This window comes from Bifidobacterium tissieri (assembly GCF_002259645.1).
Taxonomy (GTDB): domain Bacteria; phylum Actinomycetota; class Actinomycetes; order Actinomycetales; family Bifidobacteriaceae; genus Galliscardovia; species Galliscardovia tissieri.
Genome location: NZ_MWWV01000004.1, coordinates 58,305 through 69,846 on the forward strand (window position 1 = coordinate 58,305; position 11,542 = coordinate 69,846).

Below are 11,542 nucleotides of genomic sequence, written 5' to 3' on the forward strand. Positions count from 1 at the left end.
AGCGGAAGCGGGCGCTTTGATGGACGTGAAACAACGGATCAGCAATATCTACACCACGTTGCGACCAGCGGAGAAGTCCGTGGCATCATTCATTCACGAACATTACGACGATATAGGCAACCTGACGGTGGCGCAACTGGCCGAAGCCGCCGAAGTGAGCCAACCCACCGTGATCCGGTTCGCCCGCAAACTCGGGTTCAACGGCTACCGCGAAATGCGATACGTGCTCAACCACCCCATGGAGGACCCGCAGGCGTTCGAGCCGCTGGAAGGATACGACCTGCATCCGTGGGACGGCATCGACGACGTTCCCGCCAAGGCCGTGACGGGAGCGAAGGCGATGCTGGACGAGATGATGCAGTCGCTGTCCGTCAAGGAGTTTCACAAGGCCGTATCCATGATCGCTCGCGCACGCATCGTGGACATCTACAGCGTGGAGGACTCCGTCACCCCGGCCGAGGATCTGCTCACCAAACTCACGTATCTCGGTCTGCAGTGCCGCATGCACACCGACGTCTATCTGCAGCAGATCTCAGCCGGTCACCTCACCGACGCCGACGTGGCCGTGGCGTTCTCCTACTCCGGCAGTTCCGAGGACACGGTCAAGGCGCTGCGTCTGGCCCGCAATCAGGGTGCCGGAACGGTCGCCATCACGAACTCCACAGGCACGCCGATCGTCAACTGGGCCGACGTGTGCCTGCACGCCGGACACGGCGAGCGCACCATCTACGGCAACGCCATCTTCTCGCGCATCTCCCATATCGCGATCGTAGACATGCTCTACATGGGTGTGATCCTCAGCGACTACACCCACTACTCCGCGGCGTTGGACGATTCCGGACGCTACATCAGGGACAAGGTCTTCCACGGGTAAGTCCGCGAGAGAGTCCCACAGGCGACGGATCGGCGAGAGCACGAGAGCAGTAAGAGCCGCCTGAGAATATCAGCGAAGCAAACGCCAAAACTGGAGTCCACGCGAAACCTCACGTTGAAACGTGGTTTCGTTTGGACTCCAGTACGCCATCGGCACATGACCGACAGACGGACGCGATCACTATCAGGAATCAGGCGATCTGATCCAGCAGCGTCGGCAGTTCGGACATCGTGGAGATCACCGCGTCGGCACCGGCGGCGACGAACGCCTCACGGGCCTTGGTGCGGGCGGCGTCCTTATCGGCGTCGGACAGCGCCTCGAACTCGGTCTGGCTCATCGCCAGCTGCGAGCTGCCCTCGATCACACCGATCGTGAACACGCCGGCGTTCTTGCCTTCGCGAATGTCGGACAGGGTGTCGCCCACCTTCACGGCGGCGTGCACGGACGAGACGCCCAGCTTCTCCAGGTTGCGGAAGATCATGTACGGATAGGGACGACCGAAGCCGTTCGTACCGTCGGGGCTGATCCAGAAGTCGGGATCGTAGCCGTTCTCCTTGGCCTTCGGCACCACGATCTCCATCATCTTGTCGGTGTAGCCGGTGGTCGAACCGATCTTCAGGCCACGGTCGCGCAGCGCGGCCACGGCGTCAAGCACACCCGGCTTGGGATCGGCGTAGTTGTCCAGAATCGACAGCAGCTTCGGCTCGAAGTGCGCGTACACGTCGTCCACGTCCTTGTCGGTCGGGGCGGCGCCGTGCTCCTCCTCCCAGGCGCGGGCGATGCGCTCCATGTGCAGCATCGTGTTGATGTGATCGTGCTTGAGCATGCCCATCGGCTTGCGGGTCTCGTCCATCGTCGGATCGATGCCGAACTCGCGGAATGCCTCCTGGAAGGCGCGGACGGGGGCGAAGCAACCGTAGTCGACGGTGGTGCCGGCCCAATCGAAGATGACGGCCTCAAAACGCTTGGTCATGATGGTTCCTTTGGTTTGTTGGGTTGATATTGGGAAGAACTTGTTGGGAAAATCAGGGAAGAGGTTTGGGGAGATCTGTTGGAGGGTATCCGGGTGCGGTTCGGGTACCGGTGGGGTGTTTGGATTCCGTGGGGGTTGATATCGGGCGGGATTCGGACGGTGAAAGTGACGCTGCGCGGTGGGGGTGGTGGGCGACATGTGGTGCTTGATACACTCAGGGCCGCTCGGCCTCGCTCCGGGATTTGCTCGCAGAGCGTAGCAAATCCCTTCGCTGATTACGATCAAGCACCACATGTCGCCCACCACCACGGTTGACCTTTATGCCGTTACCCCGGTGGTATCGGAGCTCTCGGCTTCAAGAGAAGGCCCTGAACACCCATGACACCTGTCAGCGCGTTGTGAGAAGCGCCGTGGGAGGGATGGGGATCAGGCGGCGAGCTTGACGCCCATGGGGGCGGCGGCCTTGATCGGCTCGCCGGCCTTGTCCATCGCGGCGATCGCGGCGGGGACGGAATCGGAGCCGGTGGCGGCCTCGAGCAGACCGCGCTCCCCCATGTACAGGGCGAGCAGCTCGGTCACCTTTTCGATGTCGTCGGCGTAGATCTCGCCGATGTTGCCCAGACGGAACGTCTCCTCATCGGTCAGCTTGCCCGGGTAGATCGCGTAGCCGCGCTCCTTGATGAACTCGTACATGTCGTGGAAGTCGAAGCTCGTGCCCTTCGGGTAGAGGAACGTGGTGATGATCGGGCCCTGATGGTCGGTGAGGAACGTGGAGAAGCCCAGCGCCTTCATGCGGGCGATCAGCAGATCGTTGTTCAGCTGGTAGCGGGCGGAGCGCACGGGGATGCCGCCCTCCTCGAACATCTCGTCAAGCGCCTTGGAGAAGGCCAGCACCACGTGGGTCGGCGAGGTGTAGCGCCACTTGCCGTTCGCCTTCTCCAGCGTGTTCCACTGGTCCCACAGGTCCAGGGACAGGCTGCGGGCCTTGCCCTTGGAGGCTTCCAGCTTGGCCTTGTTGCAGATGATGAAGCTGAATCCGGGCACGCCCTGGATGCACTTGTTCGCCGAGGAGACCAGGAAGTCAATGCCCCACTCGGCCACCGGAACGTCCACGCCGCCGAAGGAGCTCATCGCGTCCACCATGAACGTCTTGCCATGCTCCTTGGCCACCTTGGCCACGGCCTGGATGTCGTTGAGCAGACCGGACGTGGTCTCGGAGTGGATCATCGACACATGCGTGATCGCGGGATCGGCATCGAGGTACTCGGCCACCTTGGCGGCGTCCGGGATGCGATCGTAGGGCTCGGCGTACTGGGCGTACGCGATGCCGGCGTGCTCGCAGATCTTCACCTGACGATCGCCGTACGCACCGTTGGTGCACAGCAGGACCTTCTCATCCTTGCCGATCACCGAGGTGAGCACGCTTTCCACACCGAACGTGCCGGAACCCTGCATGAGCACCACCGTGTACTCTTCCGGATCGCAGTGGGCAAGCGTCAGCAGCTGACGGCGGATCTTCTGCGTGATCTGCTGATAGTCCTCATCCCACGTGCAGTGATCGAACAGCATCTCCTCCTTGACGGAACGGGTCGTGGTCAGCGGTCCGGGGGTAAGCAGCTTGTAATCGTTCATGATGTGTCGTCCTTCTCTTGGATTGGTGGATTGTTGTTGACAGTTGGATTGCATACGACGAGCCGATGCATGGTGCCTGACGCACTGTCATGCATCGGCTCGTCGCTCAGCTGACGGTGAGCGTGAATGTCACGTCACGGATTCAGCGTGTTGTGTGGATGGGTTGGGTTTGGTTCAGGGTCTTACTTTGCAGCGCGCTTGCAGGCTTCGGAGAAGTCCTGATGCTCCTGCAGCAGATCCACCGTCAGCGGCTTGTCGAAGGTCTTCGGATACTTGGATCCGTTGGCCGGAGCCTTCTCGCCCTGATAGAGCGGCGTCGGGTAGGTCTTGAGCAGCTCGGCACGGCCCTTGTCGATGATCACACCGGCCATCTGCTGGGCCATGGGGTTCGTCTTGTCCCCCTTGTCGATCACGGCCACCGACTCGGTGAGGGAGTAGTTGCCCTCCTCCGGGTCCACGTAGTCGATCGGCAGGCCCTTGGCCTTGTCCGCGGCGGCCTGATGACGCAGACCAAAGCCCACGGCCACCTCGCCCGAACGGACGGACTTGAGCGGACCGGAACCGGACTGTTCGAGGTGCGGGCCGGCGTTCTTGTAGATGTCGGTGAGGATCTGCCTGCCCTCGTCACCGGTGCCGTAGGCACCCACGACGGCCTGCACCATCAGCCAGCCCGTGGAGGATCCCTCCATGTCCGGTACGGAGATCAGACCGGCGTACTTCGGATCGGCGAGATCCTTGAAGCTCTGGGGAACCGGCACGCCGGCCTCCTTGATCGCCTCGGTGTTGTAGAAGATCGCACCTTCCTGGGCGGTAGTGGGGCTGCGGTAGTCAGGGGCCTTGGTGTTCTCCGAGTCTCCGAGCAGCTTCGACTTGACGTCGGTGAGCGGCTGGAACATCTGGTTGCGTTCCTGCGCGGAGTCCACGTAGTAGGAGCTCATGGTGATCATGTCGGCCTCGAGGCTCTTGCCCTCGGCGAGCATCTTGCCGCCGAGTTCGGAGGTGCCGAAGCTCTGCATGATGTACTTGTCCTTGAATCCGTTGGCGTCGAGCGCGTGCTCGAAGGCGGCCACGGCCTCGTCATCGGCGTTCGTGTAGATCACGACCTGCTGGCTGGCTGCGGCGGTGCCGGAGAAGGCGCCGAATCCGAAGGCCACGAGGATGGCGGCGACCACACCGGAGGCGACGCCCTTGACCACGTTGCGGCTGCGGGCACGCGGGTTGTTGATGGGCGGCAGCTGGAAGCTGGCGGCCTGCTCGGCGGTAGCCTTGACGCCCTGACGCACGGCGGCGGAGGCGGCTTCGGCGACCTTGACCTTGGCCGGCCTCTTGCGGGTGGCCAAGGCGATGAGACCCTTGACCACGAGGTTGGTCACCAGGATGAGCAGCGACAGCGCGAAGATGTCGTCGAACTTGGCGAGGTGCTGCAGCGCGGAGATCTTGGTGGTGATCACCTGGGTCTTGGCGCCGGTGAGGAACACCACGGCAGAGATGGTGACCATCGCGTTGACGAAGTAGTATCCGAACACCTGCAGCACGGTGGGCAGCGCGTTCGGCGTGACCACGCGGACGATGGTCTTGAACCAGCTGTCACCCATGAGCTTGGCCGTGGTCTCCCACGAGGCGTTCATCTTCGACAGCGAGTCCTTCATCATCTGATACGGGGTGGCGAAGTAGTGCACCACGTTGGCCACGATCAGGATCCAGAACGTGTTCTGCATAGGCGTGCCGGAGAAGGCGAACAGGAACGCGATACCAAGCACCATGCCAGGCACGGTGTTGATGATCGAGCTGATCGAGTCCACGAAGCGCTTGGCCGCGGCGGGCAGCTTGCTGCGGGAGGTGATCAGACCGGCGGCATAGGCGAACAGGCAGCCGATGATGGCCGTCATCACGGCCACGTACACCGAGTTGGTGAACACCTGCATGAGCTCGCTGGTGGTAAACAGCGCGGCGATGTGCGACATCGTGAAGTTGAGCTTGAACGGCCACATCTCGACGAACGGGATGAGCAGGATCACGGCGAACACGGACAGCACGCACACCAGGGCGATCACCGAGGCGATGCCGCAGAACGCATCACGCTTCTTGCCTTCGGGCAGGTCGATCTGCGAGACCTTGGAGTAGCGGATCGAGAAGCGCTCGAGCACGGCCATCAGGATGATGGAGATGATCGACGGGATGAGCATGAACACGGCAATCACGGCACCACGGTTGAAGTTCGGGATGCTGCCGAGCATCTGGTTGAACAGCGTCATGGCGAGCACATCGTAGGTGCCGCCGACGGAGGTCGGAATACCGTAATCGGTGAAGCTCAGGAAGAAGCTCTGGATGAACGCCACGCACATGGTGCCGATCAGTGGTCGTACCACGGTCATGAAGAAGGTCTTGATCGGCTTGTCGCCCATGATGTGCGAGACGATGATGAACTTCTTGTCCACGAACTGGAAGCTGTTGTTGATCAGCAGGAAGCAGGTGGGCATGGTGTAGATCACGTAGCCGATGAGCAGGCCGTTGAAGCCGTAGATGTCGAACAGCTGGTGGCCGAACAGCTTGGTGATCAGACCTTCCTTACCGAAGGAGTAGATGATCGCGAAGCCGTAGGTGATGGTCGGCAGCAGCATCGGCACCTGGGTGAGCAGGGCGAGCGCCTTCTTGAACTTCGGCGGCAGGTTGGTGCAGTTCACCGTGTAGGCCAGCAGGAAGGCGAGCAGCACGGCCACGAGCGCGGACGCGGACGCCACCTTGAGGCTGTTGAACACGGATGTGAGGAATTCGGGACGGGCCAGAATGGCGGAGTAGTTGGCCATGGTGGCCGCGCCGCTTCCGGTCTGGAAGGACTTCATGATCACGAGGACCATGGGGATGATGAGGAAGCCGATGAAGGCCACCGTCACCACGACGAGCAGAGCGGTGAGCTCCGGCTGACGGTTGCGTCGGGCCAGTTGCTCGTGATAGGGCAGCGGTTCGGGCGTGATGATCTTTTTCTGCGCGCCCGCCTGAACGGATTCGACCGACATGACTCAGGCCTCCTGACCGGCGCCGGCCAGCACGGGCTGCTTGGCGTTCACGCCGTCGGCGTCGTCCTCGAACAGGGAGTAGATGTTGTTGCGCTTGACCTCCAGCTGGTGGAGGATGAACTTGCGCACGAACTCGCTGGCGGGGTGGTGGATGATGTCGTCGGGGGAAGCGAACTGGGCGATCTTGCCCTGGTTGAGGATCAGCACCTTGTCGCTCATCGTGCAGGCCTCTTCGGGATCGTGGGTCACCATGATGGTGGTGAGGTTGTACTGTTCCACGATCTGCTTGATCTTCTGCTTGATCGATTCCTTGATCACGCCGTCCAGTGCGGACAGCGGCTCGTCGAGCAGCAGCAGCTTCGGCTTCATCACCAGGGTGCGGGCAAGCGCCACACGCTGCTTCTGGCCGCCGGAGAGCTCGTCGATCTTCTTGTTGAGGTGCTCCTCGAGACCGAGCAGGCTGATCATCTCCTTGATCTCCTTTTCGGTGGAGATGCCGGGGTTGTTCTTCAGACCGTAGGTGATGTTTTCGTAGGCGTTGAGGTTCGGGAAGAGTGCGTAGTCCTGGAACACGATGTTGAAACCGCGCTTCTCCATCGGCACGTTCGTCAGGTCCTCGCCGTTGTAGAGGATCTGGCCGCTGGTGGGCTGGCTGATGCCGAGGATGATGTTGAGCAGCGTGGTCTTACCACCGCCGGAAGGACCGAGAATAGACATGATCTGGCCGTCTCCGATGGTCAGGGAGATGCCGTTGAGGACGTGGGTGTCCCCGAAGGACTTGGTGATGTCTTTCAGTTCCAACATGATGTTGTCGCCTTTCGCGTCGGATTGGCGGCCGACGCACCGTTGTGTGTTCTATGTCTTTACTGCTACTGCTTGTTCTTCTCTTGAGTGGACTGGTCTGAACCGATCACAGTTATGATTCTTCCATCGGCGTCGGCGACGATGGGGTTACAGCGCTGAAGGTTCATAGAAAGAACGGTGAACAACAATCAAACTTACATGCGTTTTACGTAGTTTTTTGCACAACCGTATGCGGATACGCGTATCTTCGGACTGAACATCAACATCACAACCCAACTCCCACAAGGCCTAAGAGCATAAAACGGCAGACCCTCCGACGTTGTTCCAGTATGTAGAAACGGCGTCGGAGGGGCTGCCGGTTATGCCTTCGCGGTTCGGAACGGGATCGGATCAGGCCAGATCGTAGGCGTCCTCGAAGAAACGCCTCTCCAGATGCACGATCCTGCGGAACACGTCGGCCTCGGGACCGTCCACATGCGCGTACTCGTTGACGAGCGCGATCAGGCGTCCGGTCCAGGCACGGAACAGCTCGCCCTCGTGCAGGTCGACCCAGCCCTTGTGCGCAGGCACCTGCTGGATCACGCCGGCGTCGACCGTGCGCTTGGCCCAGGCCAGATACAGCCATTCCATGCAGCACAGCGCGGTGATGAGTTCCTCCCATGTGCCGTTCACGATCTCGGACAGGTAGTCGCAGTATTCGCGGTTGGCGGGGGTCTGCGGCGCGTTCTCGTACTGCTCGTCGGTCACGTGGTACACCTTGAGGAAGTTGGTGAAGTAGGGGGCCTCCTCGTCGGCGAAGAACTGCGACTGCTTGCGCAGCATCTCCTTGGTCTCCTCGCGCGGGGCCAATGCGATGGCATGGTCCATGATGCCCTGGTTGAAAAACTTGAAGTCCTGGATGAGGTAGGACACGAGCACGTGATCGGGAAGCGTGTCGTCGAGCAGTTCGTTGACGAATCGGGAGTTGATCGCCTTGTTCCAGTCCTCAGCAGCCGACATGTACAGCTGGTCGGCCACGCTTCCGGCCTCGGCGCCGAGGAACGCCCATTCGCCGCTGACGGATGCGGCCGCTTCGGGCACATGCTTGGTGGTTTCGCTCATGATGAGCTCCTTTCGGATTCGGATCAGTTGGAGGTAAGGGGCAGGTTCCAGTAGCCGGTGGCGATGGCGGTGCCCACGGCGATGGCGGGGACGATCAGCGCGATCGCATAGGAGACCCAATCGATGGCGTGCAACTGCGATACGCGGGCCATGGTCCGTGTATCCGACGCGCCGAATCCTCTGGCCTCCATGGCGGTGGCGAGCTTGGTGGCGCGACGGATCGACAGCACCAGCAGCGCGAACGCCTGCGAACAGACACGACGGATCGGATTGCCGTCGCCAAGACCGCGCGAACGACGAGACAGGCCAAGGGCCCGCCAATCCTCCTGCAGCAGCGTGAACATGCGGATGCCGGCGAGCGCGCCGTAGACGAACCGCGACGGCAGGTGCAGGATCTGCACGAGTCCGTCGGCCAGATCGGTGGGGTCGAGTCCGAGCACGAAGATCACACTCGGCACGGCGATCGCCGCCACACGCAGGAAGGTTGCCACTGCCAGATACAGCGATCCATCACTGATCACGATGGCCGCCCATGCGAAGTGCACGGTGCCGCTCGTCCGTCCGTACAGGGCGATGGTGACGAAACTGCCGACCGCGGCGATCCACACCGGCCAGGTGCGGCGCAGGACGACGAACGGGTTGATACCGCCGATCCACAGCAGGATCACGGACAGGGCAAGCTGGATGGAAGCGGATACCACGTCGAGTGTGGTGAACAACGGCAGACTCATGATGAGCGGGCAGATGAATCGGCTGACCGGGTTGAGTCGTGCGATGAACCATGACTGCGAGGCCGGTTTGACACGCTCGTGCCGCTGTTCCGGTGGCGTGACGGTGACGGTCATGCCGGCGGCTTGTGATTCACTCATCGTGCACTCCCCTCGTTTGCGGCCGTTGACGACACGCCGAAGTGTATGGGAATGGCATCCAACGATCGTACCAATGGCTCGTCGTGGGTCACCATGATCACCGTGCAACCCTGATCGCGGATTCCGGCGATCAGTTCCACCATATGGCTCCATGTACGAAAATCCTGACCGAAGGTGGGTTCGTCCATGACGAGCACACGCGGTGCCGCGGCAAGCATGGATGCGACGGACAGTCGGCGCTTCTCCCCTCCGGACAGCGTGTACGGGTTGCCTGCAGCGAAACGCGACAACCGCAGACGCTCCAAAAGCTCATCGGCGATCGCATACGCCTCGTCGCTTTTGCCCATGGATTTCGGACCGATCGCCACCTCGTCGCGCACGGTGTTGGCGGCGAACTGATGCTCCGGCTCCTGGAACACCATGCCGATGCGGCCGAGCAGTTCTCGGCTCTTCCAATGGAATGGTTCGCGCGAGTTCGGTTTAGGAGCCAGATCGGATGCGATAAGCACCTGACCGGCCACAGGTTCGAGCAGTCCCGCCAGCGTGAGTGCGAGCGTGGACTTGCCGGCGCCGTTGGGGCCCATCAGCGCGTAGATGCGACCGCGTTCAAAGTCAAGATTCACATGTTCGCCCAGCGGCACGCCGTTACGTCCGAACGACAGATCCCGGGTGGACAGCACGATGCGCTCGTTTTCGACATCGTCAGTGGTGGCGGTGTCGGCGGTGTCATCATCGTCATCCGTGGGCGGGAAACTCGGAATCGCACGCCCCGGCACCCATGAGCCGCCATCGGCGAGAACATCACCCATGGTGGAGAACACCTCATCGGGCGTACCGTCGGCCAGCACACCGCCTTCATGGCTGTCGCCCGCGGCACCGAGCACGATCACGCGGTCGACCAGATCAAGCCAGACGTCGATATGATGTTCGACCACGACCATGGTCTGACCGGTGGACTCCACGACATGCCTCACCGCATCATGAACCTCACGCACGCCCGGTGGATCGAGATTCGCGGTGGGCTCATCGAGCAACAGCAGACCGGGACGCATGGCCAGTACGCCGGCCAATGCCAGACGCTGACGCTGACCACCGGACAGGTGCCGCGTGGAATGCGTGAGCTCAAGCGATTCAAGTCCCACGATGTCGAGCGACGCCCGGACCCGCTTCCACGTCTCGTCCTTGGGGACGCCAAGATTCTCACAGGCGAAGGCCACATCGTCGCCCGCACGTTCAAGGATGATCTGCGCATCCGGATCCTGCAACACCAATCCGGCCATACCGCGCGCGTCGTTGGCGTCCACTCCCCCGACGCTGAGCGTACCCTCGCGCACACCCTCGTCGTCACTGCCCAGCACGCCGGCCATGGCGGCCATGAACGTGCTCTTGCCGGCACCCGACGCGCCCAGCAGCAGCACGCGCTCGCCGGGACGGATCGTCAGATTCACATGACGCAGCGCGAAGTCCTTGCGGGTGGAATGACGCCAGCCCCAGTCGCGCGCCTCAACGCCGACCGGGGCCGCCTTCTGGAATACGGAATCGTTCACCGATCAGACCAGCGCCTTGGCCCTGCCGGACTCGAAACGGTCGAGCACGCCGGTGGCGGCGATGGCACGCTGCACGAACCACATGAGCAGGCCGGCGATCACGGCACCGGAGATCAGCGTGGTCACCAGATAGGACAGACCGTAGGTGCTAAAGAAGCCGATGCCCACGCGGCTGCCGAACGGGGAGAACTCGAACAGGTAGTTGCCGAAACCGGACAGCAGACCGGAAAGGGTGGCGGTCAGCGGGTTCCACACGCGGTAGCGCACCACGATGAAGATGATCTCGGCGAACACGCCTTGGACCAGACCGATGATGATCGAGCCGCTGATGCCGAATACGCCGCCGGCGCCGATGATGTATTCGATGCAGGCCGCGATCAGTTCGGCGTAGATGGCCGCGCCGGGCTTGCGCACGATGATGGCGGCCAGCGGACCGGCGAACAGCCAGAAGGCGCAGACCAGACCGTTGAAGCCAGGGAGCACGGCGTCAAGGGCGGTGGTCGGGATCTTGTAGATCAGATCCCAGCCGGCGAAGATCACACCGGATGCGACCGCGATGATGGATGCGACGACTATATCGACTACGCGCCAGCGCAGATTCGCCTTGGCGATGGTTTCAGACATGTGAGTTGTGCCTTTCCTCTCCATGGGGAACGCCGGTTGCGTTCCGCCACAAGGCACGGGAAAACGAGAGACATCCGTGCGCCGGCATTACCCGGTATACG

The 11,542-nt window shown here is 61.9% G+C and carries 9 protein-coding genes; 1 reads left to right on the forward strand and 8 read right to left on the reverse strand.

The features are described from left to right. Positions 1-19 precede the first annotated feature (19 nt). Positions 20-874, forward strand: a complete 855-nt coding sequence (locus BTIS_RS03260; protein ID WP_094662613.1) for a MurR/RpiR family transcriptional regulator — start codon at positions 20-22, stop codon at positions 872-874. Positions 875-1,064: 190 nt separating this feature from the next. Here BTIS_RS03260 and phnX read toward each other — a convergent pair whose 3' ends face one another. The 8 genes from phnX to BTIS_RS03300 all read right to left on the reverse strand — a co-directional run bounded on the left by phnX (position 1,065) and on the right by BTIS_RS03300 (position 11,441). Next, on the reverse strand, positions 1,065-1,847 hold the full coding sequence (gene phnX / locus BTIS_RS03265) for a phosphonoacetaldehyde hydrolase (protein ID WP_094662615.1): 783 nt from the start codon (positions 1,845-1,847) through the stop codon (positions 1,065-1,067). 426 nt (positions 1,848-2,273) lie between these two features. Then, positions 2,274-3,479, reverse strand: a complete 1,206-nt coding sequence (locus BTIS_RS03270) for a 2-aminoethylphosphonate--pyruvate transaminase (protein WP_094662617.1) — start codon at positions 3,477-3,479, stop codon at positions 2,274-2,276. Positions 3,480-3,661: 182 nt separating this feature from the next. Next, positions 3,662-6,496 (reverse strand): extracellular solute-binding protein, encoded by a 2,835-nt coding sequence (locus BTIS_RS03275; protein WP_211279418.1) that lies wholly within the window; start codon positions 6,494-6,496, stop codon positions 3,662-3,664. 3 nt (positions 6,497-6,499) lie between these two features. After that, positions 6,500-7,300: an ABC transporter ATP-binding protein gene (locus tag BTIS_RS03280; RefSeq protein WP_094662619.1), complete on the reverse strand. Its 801-nt coding sequence runs from the start codon at positions 7,298-7,300 to the stop codon at positions 6,500-6,502. A gap of 390 nt (positions 7,301-7,690) precedes the next feature. Next, positions 7,691-8,401, reverse strand: a complete 711-nt coding sequence (locus BTIS_RS03285) for a TenA family protein (RefSeq protein ID WP_094662621.1) — start codon at positions 8,399-8,401, stop codon at positions 7,691-7,693. Between the two features lie 23 nt (positions 8,402-8,424). Next, a complete protein-coding gene (locus BTIS_RS03290; RefSeq protein WP_245819247.1) occupies positions 8,425-9,270 on the reverse strand; it encodes an energy-coupling factor transporter transmembrane component T family protein in 846 nt (281 codons plus the stop codon). Next, positions 9,267-10,817, reverse strand: a complete 1,551-nt coding sequence (locus BTIS_RS03295) for an ABC transporter ATP-binding protein (RefSeq protein ID WP_245819248.1) — start codon at positions 10,815-10,817, stop codon at positions 9,267-9,269. The genes BTIS_RS03290 and BTIS_RS03295 overlap by 4 nt, the downstream gene beginning before the upstream one ends. 3 nt (positions 10,818-10,820) lie before the next feature. After that, positions 10,821-11,441, reverse strand: a complete 621-nt coding sequence (locus BTIS_RS03300; RefSeq protein WP_094662623.1) for an ECF transporter S component — start codon at positions 11,439-11,441, stop codon at positions 10,821-10,823. Between the last annotated feature and the right edge of the window lie 101 nt (positions 11,442-11,542).

Bases quoted from the DNA above. Each gene is read 5' to 3' on its own strand.
- BTIS_RS03270 (WP_094662617.1), bottom strand. From the start codon at position 3,479: ATGAACGATTACAAGCTGCTTACCCCCGGACCGCTGACCACGACCCGT.
- BTIS_RS03285 (WP_094662621.1), bottom strand. From the start codon at position 8,401: ATGAGCGAAACCACCAAGCATGTGCCCGAAGCGGCCGCATCCGTCAGC.
- BTIS_RS03260 (WP_094662613.1), top strand. From the start codon at position 20: ATGGACGTGAAACAACGGATCAGCAATATCTACACCACGTTGCGACCA.
- BTIS_RS03275 (WP_211279418.1), bottom strand. From the start codon at position 6,496: ATGTCGGTCGAATCCGTTCAGGCGGGCGCGCAGAAAAAGATCATCACG.
- phnX (WP_094662615.1), bottom strand. From the start codon at position 1,847: ATGACCAAGCGTTTTGAGGCCGTCATCTTCGATTGGGCCGGCACCACC.
- BTIS_RS03290 (WP_245819247.1), bottom strand. From the start codon at position 9,270: ATGAGTGAATCACAAGCCGCCGGCATGACCGTCACCGTCACGCCACCG.
- BTIS_RS03300 (WP_094662623.1), bottom strand. From the start codon at position 11,441: ATGTCTGAAACCATCGCCAAGGCGAATCTGCGCTGGCGCGTAGTCGAT.
- BTIS_RS03280 (WP_094662619.1), bottom strand. From the start codon at position 7,300: ATGTTGGAACTGAAAGACATCACCAAGTCCTTCGGGGACACCCACGTC.